Annotated in this window: 17 protein-coding genes; 8 read left to right on the top strand and 9 right to left on the bottom strand. The window is 51.7% G+C overall.

Annotation, left to right across the window (positions count from 1 at the left end; translation table 11 throughout):
• Nucleotides 1-34: 34 nt before the first annotated feature.
• The 3 genes from hpt to AC07UY_RS08820 form a co-directional block, all read right to left on the bottom strand.
• The gene (hpt, locus tag AC07UY_RS08810; RefSeq protein ID WP_192611113.1) at nt 35-571 is read right to left on the bottom strand and encodes a hypoxanthine phosphoribosyltransferase; all 537 of its coding nucleotides are present in this window, start codon (nt 569-571) and stop codon (nt 35-37) included.
• Between the two features lie 347 nt (nt 572-918).
• The gene (locus AC07UY_RS08815; RefSeq protein ID WP_203358901.1) at nt 919-2,223 is read right to left on the bottom strand and encodes a glycoside hydrolase family 28 protein; all 1,305 of its coding nucleotides are present in this window, start codon (nt 2,221-2,223) and stop codon (nt 919-921) included.
• Nucleotides 2,224-2,251: 28 nt separating this feature from the next.
• Nucleotides 2,252-3,679: an MFS transporter gene (locus tag AC07UY_RS08820; protein ID WP_494660067.1), complete on the bottom strand. Its 1,428-nt coding sequence runs from the start codon at nt 3,677-3,679 to the stop codon at nt 2,252-2,254.
• Between the two features lie 325 nt (nt 3,680-4,004).
• Here AC07UY_RS08820 and AC07UY_RS08825 point away from each other — a divergent pair, with 325 nt between their 5' ends.
• Nucleotides 4,005-4,277: a SemiSWEET transporter gene (locus AC07UY_RS08825; RefSeq protein ID WP_494660066.1), complete on the top strand. Its 273-nt coding sequence runs from the start codon at nt 4,005-4,007 to the stop codon at nt 4,275-4,277.
• A 171-nt stretch (nt 4,278-4,448) separates the two neighbouring features.
• On the opposite strand, the gene cueO is transcribed toward AC07UY_RS08825, so the two are convergent.
• On the bottom strand, nt 4,449-6,032 hold the full coding sequence (cueO, locus tag AC07UY_RS08830; RefSeq protein WP_494660065.1) for a multicopper oxidase CueO: 1,584 nt from the start codon (nt 6,030-6,032) through the stop codon (nt 4,449-4,451).
• 166 nt (nt 6,033-6,198) lie between these two features.
• On the opposite strand from cueO, the gene AC07UY_RS08835 reads away from it, so the two are divergent.
• The 3 genes from AC07UY_RS08835 to speD all read left to right on the top strand — a co-directional run bounded on the left by AC07UY_RS08835 (nt 6,199) and on the right by speD (nt 8,328).
• Nucleotides 6,199-6,546 (top strand): YacC family pilotin-like protein, encoded by a 348-nt coding sequence (locus tag AC07UY_RS08835; RefSeq protein ID WP_000846617.1) that lies wholly within the window; start codon nt 6,199-6,201, stop codon nt 6,544-6,546.
• A gap of 106 nt (nt 6,547-6,652) precedes the next feature.
• A complete protein-coding gene (gene speE / locus AC07UY_RS08840) occupies nt 6,653-7,513 on the top strand; it encodes a polyamine aminopropyltransferase (RefSeq protein WP_494660064.1) in 861 nt (286 codons plus the stop codon).
• 20 nt (nt 7,514-7,533) lie between these two features.
• The gene (speD, locus tag AC07UY_RS08845) at nt 7,534-8,328 is read left to right on the top strand and encodes an adenosylmethionine decarboxylase (RefSeq protein ID WP_494660063.1); all 795 of its coding nucleotides are present in this window, start codon (nt 7,534-7,536) and stop codon (nt 8,326-8,328) included.
• 25 nt (nt 8,329-8,353) lie between these two features.
• Here speD and AC07UY_RS08850 read toward each other — a convergent pair whose 3' ends face one another.
• Nucleotides 8,354-9,352 carry a LacI family DNA-binding transcriptional regulator gene (locus AC07UY_RS08850; protein ID WP_494660062.1) on the bottom strand — a complete coding sequence of 333 codons (999 nt, stop codon included), beginning with the start codon at nt 9,350-9,352 and terminating at the stop codon, nt 8,354-8,356.
• 242 nt (nt 9,353-9,594) lie between these two features.
• Between AC07UY_RS08850 and AC07UY_RS08855 the strand changes: the two genes are divergently transcribed.
• Nucleotides 9,595-10,998 (top strand): sugar porter family MFS transporter, encoded by a 1,404-nt coding sequence (locus tag AC07UY_RS08855; RefSeq protein ID WP_494660061.1) that lies wholly within the window; start codon nt 9,595-9,597, stop codon nt 10,996-10,998.
• Between the two features lie 140 nt (nt 10,999-11,138).
• Entirely contained in the window at nt 11,139-13,067 is a 1,929-nt protein-coding gene (locus AC07UY_RS08860; protein ID WP_494701096.1) for a glycoside hydrolase family 36 protein, read from the top strand.
• A gap of 104 nt (nt 13,068-13,171) precedes the next feature.
• Here the strand turns inward: AC07UY_RS08860 and yacL are convergent, their stop codons facing one another.
• Entirely contained in the window at nt 13,172-13,534 is a 363-nt protein-coding gene (yacL, locus tag AC07UY_RS08865) for a protein YacL (RefSeq protein ID WP_276292816.1), read from the bottom strand.
• A gap of 220 nt (nt 13,535-13,754) precedes the next feature.
• On the bottom strand, nt 13,755-16,352 hold the full coding sequence (gene acnB / locus AC07UY_RS08870; RefSeq protein ID WP_494701095.1) for a bifunctional aconitate hydratase 2/2-methylisocitrate dehydratase: 2,598 nt from the start codon (nt 16,350-16,352) through the stop codon (nt 13,755-13,757).
• Nucleotides 16,353-16,752: 400 nt separating this feature from the next.
• On the opposite strand from acnB, the gene AC07UY_RS08875 reads away from it, so the two are divergent.
• Both AC07UY_RS08875 and AC07UY_RS08880 read left to right on the top strand, forming a co-directional pair.
• Complete coding sequence (locus AC07UY_RS08875) at nt 16,753-18,450, top strand: DUF3300 domain-containing protein (RefSeq protein ID WP_494660059.1); 1,698 nt, start codon at nt 16,753-16,755, stop codon at nt 18,448-18,450.
• 12 nt (nt 18,451-18,462) lie between these two features.
• A complete protein-coding gene (locus AC07UY_RS08880) occupies nt 18,463-19,254 on the top strand; it encodes a DUF2950 family protein (RefSeq protein WP_494660095.1) in 792 nt (263 codons plus the stop codon).
• A gap of 131 nt (nt 19,255-19,385) precedes the next feature.
• Here AC07UY_RS08880 and traT read toward each other — a convergent pair whose 3' ends face one another.
• Both traT and lpdA read right to left on the bottom strand, forming a co-directional pair.
• Nucleotides 19,386-20,117 carry a conjugal transfer complement resistance protein TraT gene (gene traT / locus AC07UY_RS08885; protein WP_203358910.1) on the bottom strand — a complete coding sequence of 244 codons (732 nt, stop codon included), beginning with the start codon at nt 20,115-20,117 and terminating at the stop codon, nt 19,386-19,388.
• 194 nt (nt 20,118-20,311) lie between these two features.
• Nucleotides 20,312-21,736: a dihydrolipoyl dehydrogenase gene (gene lpdA / locus AC07UY_RS08890; RefSeq protein WP_203361317.1), complete on the bottom strand. Its 1,425-nt coding sequence runs from the start codon at nt 21,734-21,736 to the stop codon at nt 20,312-20,314.
• Nucleotides 21,737-21,738 lie beyond the last annotated feature (2 nt).

Here is a 21,738-nt window from a genome sequence, read left to right on the forward strand (position 1 = left end):
TAAGAGAAGCGCCATCAGGCGCTTCTTTTTTTGATTACTCGTCCAGCAGTACCACTTTCCCAACATACGGCAGATGGCGATAACGCTGTGCGTAATCAATGCCATAACCCACCACAAATTCGTCCGGAATAGCAAAGCCCACGTATTCGACCGGTACGTCCACTTCACGACGCGTCGGTTTATCCAGGAGGGTACAAATCGCCAGTGATTTAGGCCCACGCAGGCTCAGGATTTCACGCACTTTTGACAATGTGTTACCGGAGTCGATGATGTCTTCGACGATCAGCACATCTTTGCCACGAATATCTTCATCCAGGTCTTTGAGGATTTTAACATCGCGGGTCGTGGACATGCCGCTACCGTAGCTGGAGGCGGTCATAAAATCGACTTCATGAGATACCTGAACTTCACGGCACAGGTCCGCCATAAACATAAATGAACCGCGCAGCAGACCCACCAGCACCATATCACTGCCGCTGTCTTTATAATGCTCAGTAATCTGACGACCCAGTTCAGCAATACGTGCTTTGATCTCCGCTTCGGGGATCATGACTTCTACAGTATGTTTCATATCTCTAACCATATGATTTAAAAACAAATCACTCAATGCCTTCTCGGAATTGCACAGCATCGAAGCGCAAGGCACGCAGTATACCAGCAAAAGTAATTGTTCGCGGCATCCGTTAATAAGTCTAATTTTACAATTAGGATCGCGCCTCTTAAATCCAAAAACCGACTACCATAAAAATCAGAAAATTGAGATAACGTATTGTTATAGCAGGAAATAACACACGATGATCGCGGTTCGTTTGGCAAAAAAATAGGCGACTCATTGTCGCCTATGCACAGCCGGATGATGAAAAGTAGCTGCCTGTTTTTTACAAAAGCAGCGTGGTGACCCCACGCTGCTTTTCTGTTTTAACGGTTATCAAACGTATCGTTGGAGCCGTCATTTTCTGCGGCAACAGACACAACAACGTCATCAAAGCGCAAATCATTCACCGCAACAATGCGTCCAAACTCCCTGGCTTCAATCCGACAGTTGCTAAAACTAATGTTCTCCATCGGTTTTTCTGGGAAGGCGACCAGATCGAACGCGCGTGCCGGTAAAGCATAGTCGGCATCCAGAGTGGCATTAACGTGACTAATGCGGATATTACGCACTTTGGTCATCTGTAAATGCTCCGGGATCTGCCTTGCTACTGCCTGCCAGTCTTCTGGCAGTTCATCAATGTTGTCAAAGAGTTTGCGGTTGTAGGAATTGTGCCAATCCATAATCCAGGAAAATGGGAATTGCACGTTGTGCATCTGCAAATTTTCCACAACCACATCTTCCATGAAACCGCCACGTTCTTTCGACGACTTCATGCGCAACCCGCAATCAGAGTTCTCAAAGGTAATGTCATGCACATAGACATTCCGAATGCCGCCGCTGACTTCACTGCCCAGCGTCACGCCGTAGCCTGAGCGAATAAGACAGTTGTCGATTTCGATATGTTCCGCAATCTTACCGACCCGGTAACCATCGCCATCACGACCCGATTTGACGACAATACAGTCATCGCCGCACGACACATCACACCGGGTGACGCGTACATGGCTGGATGAATCAATGTCAATGCCGTCGGTGCTTGGCCCATGGTTATCACGGATGGTTAAACCACTCACCAGAACCTGGTTCGCATAGGTTATCTGTAAATTCCAGAACCCGGCACGTTCAAAGGTCAGATCAGAGATCGTGACGTTTTCTGCCTTGTAAATCAGGCAGGCGCGTGGGCGTTTAACGAGGTAGTCCGCAATCCAGCGCAGCCCTTTTTTGTCGTAATCGACGCGCAGTCCACTCTCTTTATCCGGACCACAATAGAGATCCCACCAGTGCGTACCCTGACCGTCAATCTTGCCAGGACCTGAGATCTCAATGTTGTTAACCTCAATAGCATTGAGTACTGCAGCGGGCCACATCATCTCAACGCCCGCGACCCGCGTTGGGATCTCCGGATAGTCAGAAAGATCGGTAGAACCCAGCAGGGTCGCGCCTTGCGCGAATTGCAATTTGCTCCCTTCTTTCAGAAAGAGCGAACCTACCAGGTAGTTCCCCGGTGAAATCACGACGGGAAGTCCCTGTTCAGCACCAGCATCAATAGCCCGTTGAATTGCCAGAGTGTCTTTCACAACACCATCACCCATCGCACCAAAATCTTTCACTTCAATTTGTACAGGCATTAATTCAGTCCTTCTCTCATTCTCGGGGTTATTTGCTAATACCATTTAATTTATTCAGCGTTTTTTCCATTTCGAGCGTTTGTTTACGGTTCAATGGATAGAAATAAATCAGCGTTATCGCAGCCAAAAACAGGCATAACGCAGGCAAAAGATTCGCCATCGCGTAAATATTTTCCTGCACGGCACTGCTCTGGACGATTCCCCCCTTTGAAGAGGATTGATAACCGATAATGGCCAGCATGAAGCCGCCAATTGCACCCGCACACGCCTGACCCACTTTGCGGGCAAAGAAGTTCACACCATAAACGGTGCCATCCTCGCGGTCGCCGGTGACATATTGGTGATAATCACAAACATCCGTCATGAATGCCCAAATCATCAGGTTGAAGAGTCCAGCACCCAGGGTCGCAAGGAACAGGAAGACCAGATAGGTTTTCGCATCCGTGATATGGCAGAAGTACATAACCAGATACATAACCACCGAAAAGAGCAGTGCGCCTACGCTTGCCTCTTTTTTACCAAACCGCTTCGTGAGCCAGGACGCCGATGGCGCAAGCAGGACCAGAGAACCGAAGGTAAACAGTAATGCGACAGACATCGCCTCTTTGTTGTGGAAGTAGTCATTAAACAGATAGGTCATGTTGGTACCAGAGAGCCCCTGGTTGATAACGATGAGCAAATCCACAATAACCAAAACAATCAAAGCCTTATTACGCAACAATCCTTTCAGTAAAACAGATACCGGCACGTTCTCTTTTGTCTCCACGCGCACACGTTCCGTCGTTAACTGGCACGTCAGTGTCAAGAAGATGAAAGCCAGCACTGAACATCCGATCGAAATCCAGAAGAAGCGCTCACCAGAAATAACCTGGCTACCGTCAACAAGGGTGGTATACATCAGGATAGGAATAAAGAAGCCGGTCGCCCCACCACCGATAGCGGAACCAATGCTGCGATACGTAGAGAGCGAAACACGGTCGTCCGGATTGGAACTGATAGCCGCCGACATTGCGCCATAAGGAATGTTAACGGTCGATAACAGCGCACCGTAGACAAAATAGGAGCCGCAGATGTAAATGATTTTCGCGGTATATGAAAATTCACTCACAAATGGCAGGAACAGCAATACCGCAACGGCGCAAAAAGGATACTTCATGCGACTAACCCAGGGGTTAAAACGCCCTTTGGCGGTTAGCTTAGAGGTATCGCATAAACGCCCCACGGCCACATCGACAAACGCATCAAAGAGTTTTGTCACAAAATAGAGTGACCCGACGATAACGCCAGAAATACCCAGAACATTGGTGTAATAAATCATTAAAAAACTGTTCACTAACCCAAGGATAAAACAGTTACCCAGGTCACCGCACATATAACCAAATTTATCTCTAAACCCGAAGGGCCTGATATTAATACTTTTATTACTTTCGATGATATGTTCATCTCGAACCGTCATACCAACTCCTTACACGTATTATTCACAAAAATTATGTATACATTCTGATAGTCTGGGTAATAGAAAGATGTACTATCGCTAACCATTTTTGGTACGACACATTTTCGCTGTAAAGAATAATTGGTATGACATCAAGATGGAGTGCTGGAGATCACACAATCTCAACAGCCCCTTTAACGACAGCACAAAAGGTATATATTTCAAATAAAATTGGTGTGATAACTATAATGCAGTAAAACCTGGCTACGCTTTGTAGAACTATACGTTTTACATATGAAATGGTTTCAGGAAATTAACAACACATATACATTCGCGGAAGTTATAGATGGATTACATTAATATCATTGGTTTTATTGGCGGCGGTTGCACTACCATTTCTTTTATTCCGCAGGTTGTTTTAGTGCTAAAAACAAAGTCAACGAAAGATATCTCGTTGATGATGTACTCCGTTTTTGTTTTCGGCATTTCTTTATGGCTGCTATACGGAATTTTGTCGGGCGCACTCCCCGTCATCATCCCCAATTTGATTACTTTCGTACTGGCAGGTTCAATTCTGTTTATGAAGATAAAAAACGAAATTATTCAAAAAAATCGATGATTGTAGCGCCAGGTAGTAAAGCGAGTATGGATAATGCCTGCTACTTTTACTACCTGGATAATGACAGACCAGACCTTTCCCCTGTACAGCGCCACAGAGATAAAATATCTCAGGCATCAGGTTGAGCCATTTTCGGAGTCGCGCACGCCGGCAAGCCGCGGGCGCGAAGTATTACTGAGTGGTAAATCCAAGCATCATTCCCGTATCTTCATGCTCTAACAGATGGCAGTGCGCCATATAGGCATGCTCTTTCGGGGCCTCATGATCAAACTTGACCAACACCTCGCTAACACCGCCTTCGACGCGTACTGTATCTTTCCAGCCCGTACGATGTGCTGCTGGCGTTTTGCCGTTTTCCGACAGAATACGGAACTGGGTACCGTGGATGTGGAATGGATGTAGCATCATGTCGCCCTCACCGGAGATGACCCAGCGCTCATACTGCCCTTTCGCCGCCGCAAACATCGGCTTGTTCATATCAAAAGCCTGACCATTGATCTTGTTGGCGTTATGGAAATCAAACTGCCCACCGTGATTCATATGCCCCATGTTGCCATGATTCATATTGCCGTGATTCATTTTTCCATTGCCCATATGCCCCATCATCTGCCCACTCTTCATCCCCGCCATCGCTTGATCGCCGTATTTTTGCATCAGCATTTGCATGCCCATCATGTCGAGCATAGGGTCCATGGCGAGTTGCAGCTTGCGTACCGTCAGGCCATCAAGGGACGGTAATGTCGGCATGCGGGTTAACGTATCCGGCAACGTACCAGAAGCGGTCACCACCAGCGGCTGGATGTGCATGACCGGGTGCGGTTGATCAAAAGGCGCAACCGCCATTCCCATCTGGCTGACCGGCAGAGTCACCAAATCAAACGTTTTGCCATCGCTGATATCCACCAGCACTTCGAACCGTTCCCCCATCAACATGGGCAGTTCATTCACTTTGACAGGCTCAGCCAGCAATCCACCGTCACTGGCGATCACATACAGAGGGCGGCCATCGCTGGCAGCGATGTTGAGCGAACGGGCGTTACAGCCATTGAGCAAACGCAGTCGTAGCCAGCCTCTTGGCGCGGCGTGTTGAGGGTAAATCGCCCCGTTGGTCAGCAATGTGTCACCAAACCACCCTACTGCGGCGGTCATTACATCCAGTTGGTAATTAATCTGTCCGTCAGCGGAAAACTGTTTGTCCTGGATTATCACCGGTACATCGTCGATGCCCCACTGCGTAGGGAGCAGCAGCTTACGAATCTCTTCATCTTCGATGAGCACCAGTCCCGCCAGCCCCATCGCGACCTGACGTCCTGTTTTTCCATGCTGATGTGGGTGGAACCAGCAGGTGGCGGCCCGCTGCTCAGGTGTGAACGTAACAGTGCGCGAACCACCGGCAGGAATAACGCCTTGCGGGCCTCCATCCACTTCACCAGGAATTTCCAGGCCATGCCAGTGTAATGTGGTCTCTTCAGCGAGCTGATTATGAATGTCGACGGTGACGGCTTTCCCCCTGTGCAGTTTTAACGCCGGTCCCAGCAGATTACCGTTGTAACCCCATGTCGTGGCCGTCTTGCCCGCGAATGCCGATTGCCCGGTTTTGACGATCAACTGTATTTTATTGCGTGCATCGGCGGTTAACAGATCGGGAATCGGTAACGCGGGGCGCGCGGCGGCAAAGACACTCCGGCTCCACAGTGGCAATGCAGATGCGACCCCAAGTGCGACAGAATATTTTAAGAAATCACGACGTTGCATTTTCACTTCCTTATTCTCAGCAGGCGGGACACAGCCTAAAACTTGAGCATAGACCCTCCCCCTACAGGAAGGTCAAGTCAGGGACTGCATCGAATGTAATAATAAAAGTCGTCGCCTCGCTCGCAGTATGCTAACGTTTAATTTCCGTGATGCAGTGGTAGAAGCAATGAAGACGTTTTTCAGAACCGTGTTGTTCGGCAGCCTGATGGCCGTATGCGCAAACAGCTATGCGCTCAGTGAGTCCGAAGCCGAAGATATGGCCGATTTAACGGCAGTTTTTGTGTTTCTGAAAAATGACTGCGGATACCAGAATTTACCCAATGGGCAGATTCGTCGCGCACTGGTCTTTTTTGCCCAGCAAAACCAGTGGGATCTCAGTAATTACGACACCTTCGACATGAAATCCCTCGGTGAAGACAGCTACCGGGATCTCAGCGGAATTGGTATCCCCGTCGCAAAAAAATGCAAAGCACTGGCACGAGATTCCCTCAGTCTGCTGGCCTACGTCAAATAAATTCCCCGATACCAGATTGCTGAAGTAATGACCGTGCAACACCGGTCATTGTTAGCTATGATGTTGCGCCCTTTTTCACGGGCGTCAACAATGGAGGTATCAACCAATGGCCGAAAATACCCCGTGGCATGAAACGCTACACGACCAGTTTGGTCAGTACTTTGCCGTGGATAACGTGCTGTATCATGAGAAAACCGACCATCAGGATTTGATCATTTTCGAGAACGCCGCGTTTGGTCGCGTGATGGCGCTGGACGGCGTGGTGCAAACCACCGAGCGCGATGAATTTATCTATCACGAAATGATGACCCATGTGCCCTTGCTGGCGCACGGTCACGCTAAACATGTGCTGATCATCGGCGGCGGCGACGGCGCAATGCTGCGCGAAGTGACACGCCATAAAAACATCGAAACCATTACGATGGTGGAGATCGATGCAGGTGTGGTCTCATTTTGCCGACAGTATTTGCCGAACCACAACGCAGGCAGCTACGACGATCCGCGGTTTAAACTGGTGATCGACGACGGTGTCAACTTCGTGAATCAGACTCACCAGACCTTCGATGTGATCATTTCCGACTGCACAGATCCAATTGGTCCCGGCGAAAGCCTGTTCACCTCGGCATTCTATGAAGGCTGCAAACGCTGCCTGAACCCTGGCGGGATTTTTGTCGCCCAAAATGGCGTCTGCTTCCTGCAGCAAGATGAAGCCCTCGACAGCCATCGAAAACTCAGCCACTACTTTGATGACGTTGGTTTCTATCAGGCCGCCATTCCAACCTATTACGGCGGGATCATGACCTTTGCCTGGGCGACCGACAACGAAGCCCTGCGCCATCTTTCGACCGAGATTATTCAGGCCCGATTCCACACTTCCGGTCTGAAATGCCGTTACTACAATCCGGCAATTCACACGGCTGCCTTTGCCTTACCTCAATACTTGCAAGATGCACTGTCCGCGCAGTGAATCTAAGGATGTGATAAAAATTGAAAAAGCTGAAACTGCATGGCTTTAATAACCTGACCAAAAGCCTGAGTTTTTGTATTTACGATATCTGCTATGCCAAAACCGCCGAAGAGCGTGACGGCTACATCGCCTATATCGATGAACTCTACAACGCCAACCGTCTGACCGAGATCCTCTCGGAAACCTGTTCCATCATCGGCGCAAACATCCTGAATATTGCCCGTCAGGACTACGAACCGCAGGGCGCCAGCGTCACCATTCTGGTGAGCGAAGAGCCGATGGACCCCAAACTTATCGATAAAACCGAACATCCAGGTCCTTTGCCGGAAGTGGTCGTCGCGCACCTTGATAAGAGCCATATCTGCGTACACACCTATCCGGAGAGTCACCCTGAGGGCGGATTGTGTACCTTTCGCGCCGACATTGAAGTTTCCACCTGCGGCGTGATTTCACCGCTGAATGCGCTGAATTACCTGATCCACCAGCTCGAGTCAGATATTGTGACGATTGATTATCGCGTGCGGGGTTTTACTCGTGATATCAACGGCATGAAGCACTTTATCGATCATGAGATTAATTCAATCCAGAACTTTATGTCCGAGGATATGAAGTCGCTGTATGACATGGTGGATGTGAACGTCTATCAGGAAAATATCTTCCATACCAAAATGTTGCTTAAAGAGTTCGACCTTAAGCACTACATGTTCCACACCAAACCGGAAGACCTGACAGAAACCGAGCGCAAAGAGATTACCGCTGCGCTGTGGAAGGAAATGCGCGAGATTTACTACGCGCGCAATATCCCTACAGTGTGACTGAATAGGGCAAGGACGCCCCTTTCTAACATGGGTTCGCCGGGAAGCTCAGCAGTACGGATGCAACTGACTCTTCTTCTGCAATAACCCGCAGCGCCGCGTCCCCCAATCGGCGACCGATAACCTCATGATCAACCGTAAAAAGACAAGGCGATGAGATGACCCTTGAGGAAAAGTCGCTGCTGGCGGCGGCGCACAGCATCGATTGTTCATTTAGCTCGCAGTCCGTTAACGTCGACAGGTAATGACTGGCGCCCATTAACAAAAAATCGTTTATAAAAATAATAAAATCAGGACGCTTCTTCTGCTGCATAAACTGGCGAGCGGCCATTTCGCCCGAAAACTCCGTCACTGAGCCATAGAAAATCAACGCCTCATCGACGTCGAGATTATTTCTGCGCATTTCCTCAAGGCAACCGTCCAGGAACTGCTGGCCGTGCATGCTATCTGCACCTAATGTGGCAACCGCCAGGCGCTGCGCCCCTTTACCCAACGCATAGCGAACGCAGCGCCGTCCCATCTCCTCGTGGTGAAAATCGACCCAGTTAAAATGGCCATTCAATGCAAGGCTCTGGCCCATAGTGACAAAGGGAAACTGCAATTCATTCAGTAACTCAATGCGTTCATCATTAATGCGGGTATCGGTCAGAATGATGGCATCAGCACGATTTTGCTCGATTATCTTGCGCAGTAACTGCCGCTCACCCTCACGGTCCGTCGTAATATGGATAACCGGATCGAGCCCGCTCTCTTTCAGGCTCGCCTGTAATCCTCTGGCAATGCGCATAAAAAAGGAGGCGGTATGGATATTGCCGCCGTCGGATGCGGGTAGCAGCAGGGCAACGACCCCGACCTTACCGCTGCGTAGATGCCGCGCGGAAGCGTTCGGTCGATAGCCAAACTTTTCAGCTGCAGCGAGGACCTTTTTCCGGGTATGACTGCTGATATCGCTTTTATTATTTAACGCCTTCGACACCGTTGCCGTTGAAAGACCGAGGGACGCTGCCAGTTCTTTAATATTCATCGTTCATTATGGACTAAATAGCTTCCAACAAGGATATTCCTGCCAATCTAAACCATTAATATTTTTATGACAATAAAAAAACCTCAACAGGTCAATTAATTGTGCAACGACGATCACAATTATGCTGAAAAGGCCATTGATAACAATATTTTTCAGATCTAGCATGAAACAATACGAAATCGATTAAGTATTTTTTTAAAAAGCGCCACTTATAACTTAACCGCTGACAAAGGTCGTCTCCAATGCAATTAGATAACACCCTTTCAGTCTCAGCACCACGTAATAAAACCCGACCGCAAGTTATCTGGATATGTCTGCTTGCCGCGCTGGCTGGCCTGCTGTTTGGTCTGGATATCGGCGTCATTTCCGGTGCCCTGCCGCTTATCGCCAAAGAGTACCATTTACTCGATCGGCAGCAGGAGTGGATTGTCAGCTCAATGATGGTCGGCGCGGCGGCGGCTACGCTATGTAGCGGATTTTTAGCTTATCGCTTCGGCCGCAAATATGCGCTGCTGATTGCCGCCGCTTCCTTCTGCATCGGCGCTATTATCTGCACCTGCGCAGTCAGTGCCAATATGCTGATTATCGGCCGCCTGGTACTGGGGGTTGGCCTCGGTGTCGCCTCCTACGCTACGCCGCTTTATCTTTCTGAAATAACACCGAAAAACATTCGCGGCGCCATGATTTCCGCCTACCAGTTGATGATCGCCCTCGGTATCCTCATCGTCTTTCTTACGAATACCGCCTTCAGCTACAGCGGGAACTGGCGCGGAATGCTGCTTGTAGTGGCGGTTCCTTCGTTAATCTTTCTGTTTGGCGCACTGTTTCTTCCTCGCAGCCCCCGCTGGCTTATGATCCACAATCGGGAGGAAGATGCCCGCAACGTACTGCTGCGCCTGCGCAATAGTCGTGAAGAGGTGGAAACGGAGTTGCAGGATATTAAAGAGCAGCTCAAGGTCAAACAGCAGGGTTGGCATTTATTCAAAGAGAACCGCAACTTCCGCCGGAGCGTTGGTCTGGGTATCGTCCTGCAAGTTATGCAGCAGTTTTCCGGCGTTAACGTCATGATGTACTACGCGCCGCGTATCTTCCATGAAATCGGCTTTGCTTCAACGGCAGATCAGATGTGGGGAACCGTGATCGTCGGTTTTGTCATGACCATCGCTACCTTTATCGCCGTGGGTTTCGTTGACCGCTGGGGGCGTAAACCCATGCTGTATACCGGCTTCATCACGATGGGGATCGCCATGGCCGTCGTTGGAACGCTGTTAGGAGGCGAGTCGCTCTCGGGCGTGGAAAAAGGGATCACCGTGACCATGTTGCTGCTGTTTATTGTCGGATTCTCAATGTCAGCCGGTCCGCTTATCTGGCTACTGTGTTCAGAAATTCAGCCGCTGAAGGGTCGGGAGTTCGGCATCACCTGTTCCACGTTTACCTGTCACATTGCCGGTATGATCGTAAGCGCCACGTTCTTATCGTTATTAAATTCATTAGGAAGTGCGCATACCTTTTATTTGTATTCCCTGTTAAACATCGTCGCACTGGCTATTATCTTCCGTTTTGTCCCCGAGACGAAAAATATTTCTCTGGAGCAGATTGAACAAAACCTGATGGCGGGTAAGCCGCTTCGTGATATTGGCCGATGAAAGATGGAGTCCCGGACATGAGTTTTCTGGAATTTAACCAAGATGATTTTTATATTTCTTTCGAACTTAACCATAACAGAAATATATATATCAACAGATTTTCAACACATCAGCATGCTGAAACGCACGGCGAATTCCCTTTGCTGCAGGTACACGCCAGCGGTTACAACCAGAATGATCACCATGCGCGTAAACATACTGGTAGCGAACCCGGCTCCTCGCTTCGCTATCAGACTCATCGCGAAACCGAAAACGCGATGGGAAGAAAGCTGGAGATCGACCTACAGGGTGATGAGCTCCATGCCCGCTGGCATCTGCAACATTTTCGCGGGCTGGCGGCCGCCCGCATCTGGTGTGAAATAATCAACCATAGCGATGAGCCTATCGGACTTGAGTACGTCAGTTCCCTGTCGCTCTATGCTATCGGTAGCCTGCCGTGGGAAAAAAGCGGTCGCCTGCATCTGGCGCACAATAACTGGTATGGCGAAGCACAATGGAAAAACAGCTCGCTTCCCGAGCTAGGTCTGGAAAAGGTTAACCACTTCTCACTCGACCGTATCTCCATCGAAAATACCGGCACCTGGTCAAGTATTGGTTATCTGCCCTGCGCCGCCTTTGAAGATACCATCGCGGGGACCACGCTACTCTGGCAAATCGAGCATAACGGCTCCTGGCAGTGGGAGATTGGCGATTATCGTGACCAACTCTATTTGCAGGTTAGCGGTCCGACCGAAAATGAGAGTCACTGGTGGAAGCAGCTGGCGCCAGGAGAAAGCTTTACCTCCGTCCCCGTCGCCATCACGCTGGTCACCGGAGGGCTTGATGCGGCTCTGCGCGAGATAACCCGCTACCGAAGACGGATCCTGCGTCCCTCGGCCGACAATATCGAGCTGCCGGTTATCTTCAACGACTATATGAACTGCCTTTCCGGCGATCCGACCACCGAAAAACTCATCCCGTTAATCGACGCGGCAGCAGAGGCTGGCTGTGAATATTTCTGTATCGACTGCGGCTGGTACTCGGATGGTGAATGGTGGGACGGCGTCGGCGAATGGCAACCTTCAGCAGCCCGTTTTCCCGGCGGGATCCGCGAGCCGCTGGAGTATATCGCCGCCAAAGGGATGAAATCGGGTTTGTGGCTGGAGCTTGAAGTTATGGGCACCGCCTGTCAGTTAGCGAACACCCTACCCGATGCTTGCTTTTTTATCCGCCACGGCAAAAGAGTCATTGACCATCAACGCTATCAGCTTGATTTTCGCCACCCTCTGGTGCAGGCGCACGCCGACCAGGTCATCACGCGACTGGTGGAAGACTATGGCATTAGTTATATCAAAATGGATTACAACATTAACGCAGGGAGCGGTACTGAACTTGCCGCAGATAGTCCCGGCGACGGACTATTGCAACATAACCGCGCGTGGCTGGCGTGGCTAAAAAAAACGCTGGATCGCTATCCGCATCTTGTCATTGAGAACTGCGGTAGCGGAGGGCTGCGGATGGATTATGCCTTGTTGCAGCAGCACAGCATTCAATCGGTATCGGATCAAACTGACTATCGGCTGATGGCCTGCATCGCCGCAGCCTCCGCTTCCGCAGTTACCCCAGAACAGGCGGCAATCTGGTCCTATCCGCTGCGCGAGGGCGATCGGGAAGAGGTCGTCATGAATATGATCAATAGTCTGCTACTGCGGGTTCATCAGAGTGGTCACCTGGCAGAACTCAGCAAGGAACGTTTTGCGTTGGTTCGCGAAGGGATAGCTTTGTATAAAACCTATCGCCAAAAAATCCCTCATCTGGAACCTTTCTGGCCTCTGGAGATGCCTTCCTTCGCTTCTCCCTGGCTGGCATTTGGGCTGCGTAATGAACAGGAAGCATGGTTGGCGGTGTGGCGTATGGAGAGCGAACAGGAGGCCATCACGCTGCCCATTCCCTTCGTTGAGACGATGACCTGCATTTATCCACAGACCGAGCAACGGCGCTGCCAGCCTGTTCTTCAGCCACAAGACATCAGCGTTTCTCTGCCAGATAAGATGACAGCAAGGTTATTCCACCTTACGTTCGCTGACTAATACTGCACCCCGGAGTAGCCCGGATGAAGTGCGTTAGCACCGACTCCGGGAAAGTATACCCGGCGTCACTCCGTTCGTCCGGGCGACTTTATCAGCAGTCTGAATTAGCGCTGCTGCATAAACTCCCGGTAGGCGTTCACCACCTGAAGAAAATCCTCCACGCCGCAGAGTGACAGGCTCTCTTCGTCGTAGTAGTTCATCCCTTCTTCCATTTCGTCGCCAGAAAACTCAAGCTGATTAGCGCGAACCATCACCTCTTCGCCATCCATCCAGAGCGTGTATTCATGCCCTACCCGTTGCCAGGAACGTTCGCTGCCTTTCACCGCCTGCGCTGCCTGTTCCACTTCATCAAGCAAGGCCAGGTTTTCTTTCACTTCTTCATTAAACCAGTGCCCCACCACTTCGTGGCCCATGGACATCCGCACCTTTACGACTCCGGTAATATCACGCAGAAATTCGTAATCCATAATGTGTTCCTCTGCTCCCGGCAATGCGTAATTCCCGCACTGCGCCATGCTGTAATTATCGCAGCCTGGTCGCAGAAAAAAAGCGCCACGAGTGGAAGGAATGAAAATAAAAAACCCCGCTTCGAAGGAAGTGGGGTTTTATAGGCCGGTAAGCGGAGCGCTTCCAGCCATATTGCCGGGTGGTAACGAATTCACCCGGCCTTTAACAGCATGTAACGCCTTATACCGCGGTCTGGAAAATCACGCCGTCCGCTTTCTCGGTGTACTGAGAGAGCTTATCGAAGTTCAGATAACGGTATGTGTCGACAGCGGTTTTATCTACCTGCGCTACGTAAGTCTGATACTCTTCCGGCGTCGGCAGTTTGCCAATCAGCGCAGCAACCGCAGCCAGCTCCGCAGAGGCCAGGAAGACGTTCGCGCCGGTACCCAGACGGTTCGGGAAGTTACGGGTGGAGGTAGAAACCACCGTCGCACCGTCCGCCACACGTGCCTGGTTACCCATGCACAGTGAACAGCCAGGGATCTCGATGCGTGCACCGCTCTTACCGAAGACGCTGTAGTAGCCCTCTTCGGTCAGCTGCGCGGCGTCCATACGGGTTGGCGGAGCCACCCACAGGCGCGTCGGCAGTTGGCCTTTGTGCGCATCCAGCAGTTTACCTGCCGCACGGAAGTGACCGATGTTGGTCATGCAGGAACCGATAAACACTTCGTCGATCTTCTCGCCCTGTACGTCAGAGAGCAGACGCGCGTCGTCCGGATCGTTCGGCGCGCACAGAATCGGCTCTTTGATATCGGTCAGATCGATGTCGATCACCGCTGCGTACTCTGCATCTGCGTCGCCTTCCAGCAGCTCAGGGTTCGCCAGCCATTTTTCCATACCCTGAACGCGACGTTCCAGGGTGCGGCGATCGCCGTAACCTTCTGCGATCATCCACTTCAGCAGAACGATGTTAGAGCTGAGGTATTCAACGATCGGCTCTTTGTTCAGCTTGATGGTACAGCCCGCAGCGGAACGCTCAGCGGAGGCATCGGTCAGCTCAAACGCCTGCTCGACTTTCAGATCCGGCAGGCCTTCAATTTCCAGGATACGACCAGAGAAGATGTTTTTCTTCCCTTTCTTCTCAACGGTCAGCAGACCCTGTTTGATGGCGTACAGCGGGATGGCATGAACCAGATCGCGCAGGGTGATGCCCGGCTGCATTTTGCCTTTGAAGCGCACCAGCACGGATTCCGGCATATCCAGCGGCATCACGCCGGTCGCAGCAGCAAACGCCACCAGACCAGAGCCCGCCGGGAAGGAGATACCAATCGGGAAACGGGTATGGGAGTCACCACCGGTACCGACGGTATCCGGCAGCAGCATACGGTTCAGCCAGGAGTGGATAACGCCGTCGCCCGGACGCAGGGAAACACCACCACGGTTCATAATGAAGTCTGGCAGCGTATGGTGCGTGGTGACGTCAACCGGCTTCGGATAGGCCGCAGTATGACAGAAGGACTGCATCACCAGGTCAGCAGAGAAGCCCAGGCACGCCAGGTCTTTCAGCTCATCACGGGTCATTGGGCCAGTGGTATCCTGGGAACCGACGGAGGTCATCTTCGGTTCGCAGTACGCACCCGGACGAATGCCTTTCACGCCACAGGCGCGGCCAACCATTTTCTGCGCCAGCGAGAAGCCACGGTTGCTTTCCGCTACGTCTTTTGCCTGACGGAACACATCGCTGTGCGGCAGGCCCAGCGCTTCACGCGCCTTGGTGGTCAGGCCACGACCGATAATCAGCGGGATACGACCACCGGCACGCACTTCGTCAATCAGCACGTCGGTTTTCAGTTCAAAGCTTGCCAGCAGCTCGCCGGTTTCGTGGTTACGCACTTCGCCTTTGAACGGGTAAACGTCAATCACGTCGCCCATGTTCAGGTTGTTCACGTCCACTTCAATCGGCAGTGCGCCCGCATCTTCCATGGTGTTAAAGAAGATCGGTGCAATTTTGCCGCCGAGGCACAGACCGCCGCCGCGTTTGTTCGGCACATGGGGGATGTCATCGCCCATGAACCACAGTACGGAGTTGGTTGCGGATTTACGTGAAGAACCGGTTCCCACAACGTCGCCGACGTAGGCCAGCGGGAACCCTTTCTTGTTCAGTTCTTCGATCTGTTTGATCGGACCAACAACGCCCGGTTGATCCGGCTCGATCCCTTCACGGGCGTTTTTCAGCATCGCCAACGCGTGCAGCGGAATATCAGGACGCGACCACGCATCCGGTGCCGGGGAGAGATCATCGGTGTTGGTTTCACCGGTCACTTTGAAGACGGTAACGGTAATTTTTTCGGCAAGCGCAGGGCGGTTCAGGAACCACTCGGCATCGGCCCAGGACTGGATCACCTGCTTAGCAAAGGCATTGCCCGCTTTCGCTTTCTCTTCGACGTCGTAGAAGTTATCGAACATCAGCAGGGTGTGGGAGAGTGCTTTCGCGGCAATCGGCGCCAGTTTCGCATCGTCGAGCGCGTCGATCAGCGGATGAATGTTGTAACCACCCTGCATGGTGCCCAGCAGTTCAATGGCTTTTTCAGGGGTAACCAGCGGGGAAGTTGCTTCGCCTTTGGCGACAGCAGCAAGGAATCCGGCTTTGACGTAAGCAGCTTCGTCAACGCCCGGCGGTACACGGTTAATTAACAGGTCTAACAGGAATTCTTCTTCGCCAGCAGGCGGGTTCTTCAGCAGCTCGACAAGCGCAGCCATTTGGGTAGCATCCAGGGGCTTGGGTACAATCCCCTCAGCGGCACGCTCAGCTACGTGCTTACGGTATTCTTCTAGCACGACGGTTCTCCTCGCTCTCATTGTCATAGTGCGGCGCTTTTGTATATGGGCGATTCTCTTCACGCTCCTGTGAGACAGCAGTTAGTAGGGTAAATGCCCGATACCGCAATCGGCAGAATAGCAGGATTTTAGTGGGGTGTTAATGCGTTTACAAAAAAGCAACATAAAAAAGTGGCTGAATCGATACGTATGGTCTAATGCCCTTCATCATGAGGACAAGAAATTATTTTCCCCCGTTACGTTTAGTCACATAATTTCGTCTGATGATAGTCATCTTGCGGTATCGATCCCAAGATAAGTTAAAAATTAAACTATTGTCTCTCTATACTCATGCCACACCGCAACGTCATGCGGCAGGTATTATGACCCTGGCGATTCCGCAGGAATCGGGAGAGAGAAGATGAAGTTGCCCTTTAAGCCCCATGTGATTGCTCTGGTGTGTTGCACTGGATTACTCGCCGCTTCGGGTGTTTTGTATGTCAAAAGCCGTAGCCCTGAAGCGCCCGTTCCAGCGCCTGTCCCGGTTCAGACCGCCCCAGCCCCTGTAGCGACGCCGCCTCAAGCCCCCACTGCCGCCGCCGCGCCTGACGCAAAACCGACGTTCACCAATGCCCAAATTGATCAGTGGGTTGCCCCTATCGCGCTTTTCCCTGATCCGCTGCTTTCTCAGGTACTGATGGCCTCTACCTACCCGGCGAACGTGGTTCAGGCTGTACAATGGTCGCGTGATAATCCGAATTTGCAGGGAGATGCCGCAATTCAGGCGGTAGCAGGTCAACCGTGGGATCCGAGCGTCAAATCTCTGGTCGCATTTCCACAGCTGATGGCGATGATGGGCGAGAATCCACCGTGGGTACAAAACCTGGGTGACGCCTTCCTGGGACAGCCGCAGGATGTGATGGATTCCGTTCAGCGACTGCGATTACTGGCGCAACAAACCGGTGCGCTGAAATCTTCACCGCAACAAACGGTGACCAGCGAACCGAAGAAAACGGTTGCCGCGACACAGACCACCACCACAACAACCACCAACAACACCACAAATACGACGACGCAAGCCCCGGCGCCGACCGTCATCAAAATTGAGCCCACCGACCCGCAGGTCGTCTATGTCCCGAGCTATAACCCGTCAACGGTCTACGGCACCTGGCCAAATACGGCCTACCCGCCGGTATATATGCCACCGCCTCCGGGGCAACAGTTTGCCAGCAGTTTTGTTAACGGTTTTGGGTTTAGTCTGGGCGTTGCCACCACTTACGCTTTGTTTAGTGACATTGACTGGGATGATGACGACGACGATTATCACCACGATCATGATGACTACAACGGTGGTGGCGGCCATTATGAACGTAACGGGGACAACAACATCAATATTGATGTGGAAAACCTCAACCGTATCTCCGGTCAAAATCTTAAAGACAGGAACATGAACTGGCAGCATAACCCTGCTTATCGCGGCGGCGTGCCTTATCAGAGCAACGCGGTCTCACAACGGTTTAATCAGACCAATGCCAACGGTGGATTACGTACAACGCAGCAATCAGCTGCCACAACAGCATCCCGCGACAGCCAGCGCCAGGCGGCAATGACGCAGCTCCAGCAGCGCAACAACACGTCAACCAAAACGGCCCAGCAGTCGGTCTCTTCCCGCGATATGCAACGCAAAGCGGCTTCACAGCAACTGAATCAAGTTGCCCAGCGTAACAACTATCGCGGTTACGATACCCCGCAAAACAGCACGCGTCGGGAAGCCGCACAAAAAACGCTACAAAAATCGACAACGCCAAAGCAACAGCAGAATCGCAATGAGCAGAGAGCGAAAGCCCAACAGCAGGTTTCTCAGCAGCAACGCGATAACGCTCGCCAGCGCGTAGAGTCATCCACAACGCAACGGCGAAGCACTGTCTCGCCAGATCAACGTCAGGCACGCGTACAGAGTAACCGTTCTAACGCATTCAGTGGGAACGACAGCCGTTCACCCTCCTGGCAATCTCAGCAATCGCGAGGTCAGGAAAGCCGCCGTGTGAGCCGTGCGAATACCCAACAGCGTGCCGAGGCGCGTGGAAATGTGTCTGAGCGTCACGAACGCCGTCGTTAATCGGAGCAAATGATGAAAAAAATCATGTTAAGTGCCCTGCTGTTGTCATTGCCTCTGATGAGCCACGCGCAGCAGTTGTTCTCTTCCCCCGAAGAGGCGGCAAAGGCCTTTGCTGATGCTGTTGCTCAGCAAAATGAAACGCACCTTAATGCCGTGTTAGGCGACAACTGGCAACAGTATCTCCCGCCGGAAGGGGCCGACCCGGAAGCGGTCGCTCGCTTTAACCGTGACTGGAAGGTCAGCCATCGCATAGTAAAACAAGAGAACATAGCGCATCTGAATGTCGGCCAGGAAGACTGGCAACTGCCCGTCCCTATCGTCAAAACCAGCAAAGGCTGGCATTTCGATATGGCTGCCGCAGAGGATGAGATCCTCACCCGCGCCATCGGTCGTAATGAACTGTCGGCTATACAAGCAATGCGTGCCTATGTTGACGCCCAGTACGACTATTGGCAGCGCAAACAGGTTTTCGCCACCAAATTGATCAGCAGTGAAGGCAAGCAGGATGGCCTGTACTGGCCGATGAAACCCGGAGAAGACCCAAGCCCGTTGGGGCCGGCATTCAGCCCGGTTGTGCCAGGCACAGGTTATCATGGCTACCACTTCCGCATCGTCAAAAGCAATGATGAGAAAGGATTCGCGCTGCTGGCCTGGCCGGTCGAGTGGGGAGAAACGGGCGTGATGAGCTTTATCGTGAATCAGGACGATCGGGTTTATCAGGCTGATTTAGGCAACGATACCGTAGAGAAAGTGACGGCTATCACCCAATATACCCAGGATGCCCCCTGGACACCGGTCGAATAACCGGCATAAAAAAAGCAGCGATACGCTGCTGCTGACTGCTCATAATCCCCGTGTAATAACACGGGGATTTTTTGTCTACAGAACCCCGGTATGGCTCAAGTGATTCGCCATTTTACGGGTGCAGCGTCAGATTACAGAATGTTGGCAACGGATTTTGCCAGTTGCGCTTCCAGCACCGGTTTCGCCTCTTCAAACTTCAGGTTAACTTTGTTGGCGTTAGAGACGACGCGAGTCTGGTATTTTGCGCGATCGCCCTTCTCACTGCTGGTTTGCAGCTTGATGCCGGAGGTGCCCTGACGCAGCGCAGCAACATTATCCGTAGTGACTTTCGCTTTGCTACGCTCGGAAATTTGCAGGTCGGTTACCATGGTGTAGTTCACGTCTTCTACCATCGCATCAGCGGCCATCCCGATCAGACCCGCCGCCAGCCCCACACCCAGCGCAGCGCCTGAAGAGTTACTGTTGTAGGCGGTGATACCCGCGCCCAAAGCCGCCCCCATTGCAGCGCCTTCATAACCGGTTTTCAGGAATCCCTGAGCCTCGCGCAGATCCATTTTGTCCGCTTTCAGCACATTGGCCTGTACCCAGTAGTACGCGCTGTCCGGTGAGCTGGTCACTTTATAACCCTTCGCTGACAGATCATTTGCCAGCATAGTTTGCAGGTTGCTCATGTCTTTATCAGAAGTGTTTTTTACCTGAATGTAGACGGTCTTCTCGCTGGAAGGCTCCAGCCAGATGGTTTCACTCATCTGCGTTTTCACTTCAAGGTTACGTTTTTTCACTGCAGTAGTCATTGCGCCGCAGCCGGTCAGCGTCATTGCCGCGACGACCATACCAACAACCGCGATTTTTTTTAAAGACATGTTTATTCCTTTCTTCGTGTAATGAGAGTCCAGATCCCAGTAAGCGCGCAGCCAGAAGCCACACAAAGGTGAAAGGGTTATCGGCAGAAGAGCGGTTTTTTTTAGGGAATAAATCAATAAGATGACTACCAGAACAGGTAGCTTTCAGGCAAAAAAAACGCCTCCGAAGAGGCGCTTTCACAAAAGTCAGAAGATTACTTCTTCTTCGCTTTCGGGTTTGGCAGGTCGGTGATGCTACCTTCGAATATTTCTGCGGCCAGGCCAACAGATTCGTGCAGCGTCGGGTGCGCGTGGATGGTCAGCGCGATGTCTTCAGCGTCACAACCCATTTCGATCGCCAGACCGATTTCGCCCAGCAGCTCGCCGCCGTTGGTGCCGACAATCGCACCACCGATCACACGGTGAGACTCTTTGTCGAAAATCAGCTTGGTCATACCGTCTGCGCAGTCGGAAGCGATAGCACGGCCAGAAGCAGCCCACGGGAAGGTGGCGGTTTCGTAGCTAATGCCTTTCTCTTTCGCTTCTTTCTCAGTCAGACCTACCCATGCAACTTCTGGTTCAGTGTATGCAATGGAAGGGATAACTTTCGGATCGAAGTAGTGTTTCTTACCGGCGATAACTTCAGCGGCAACGTGACCTTCGTGAACACCTTTATGCGCCAGCATCGGCTGACCGACGATATCGCCAATAGCAAAGATGTGCGGTACGTTGGTACGCAGTTGCTTGTCTACGCGGATGAAGCCACGGTCGTCCACTTCCACGCCCGCTTTACCGGCGTCGAGGTTTTTACCGTTCGGCACACGACCGATAGCCACCAGCACGGCATCATAACGCTGTGCTTCAGCAGGCGCTTTTTTGCCTTCCATGGAAACGTAGATACCGTCTTCTTTCGCTTCAACGGCAGTTACTTTGGTTTCCAGCATCAGGTTGAATTTCTTGCTGATGCGCTTGGTGAAGACTTTCACTACATCTTTATCGGCAGCCGGGATAACCTGGTCGAACATTTCAACCACGTCAATCTCTGAACCCAGCGCATGGTACACAGTACCCATTTCCAGACCGATGATACCGCCGCCCATAACCAGCAGACGTTTCGGTACGGATTTCAGCTCCAGTGCGTCGGTGGAATCCCATACGCGCGGATCTTCATGCGGAATAAATGGCAGTTCGATCGGACGGGAACCCGCCGCGATGATAGCGTTGTCGAAGTTGATAACGGTTTTGCCGTTCTCGCCTTCCACTTCCAGGGTGTTCGCCCCGGTAAATTTACCCAGACCGTTGACCACTTTCACTTTACGGCCTTTCGCCATACCAGCCAGACCGCCAGTCAGCTGAGTGATCACTTTCTCTTTCCAGGTACGAATCTTGTCGATATCGGTTTTCGGTTCGCCGAAGACGATACCGTGGTCAGCCAGCGCTTTGGCTTCTTCGATAACTTTTGCAACGTGCAGCAGCGCTTTAGAAGGGATACAGCCAACGTTCAGACAAACACCACCGAGGGTGCTGTAACGTTCTACGATTACGGTTTCCAGACCTAAATCAGCGCAACGGAAGGCCGCAGAATAACCTGCCGGGCCTGCCCCAAGTACCACGACCTGAGTTTTGATTTCAGTACTCATCA

The sequence above is a fragment of the Citrobacter sp. GW821-FHT02E08 genome, from assembly GCF_059421685.1.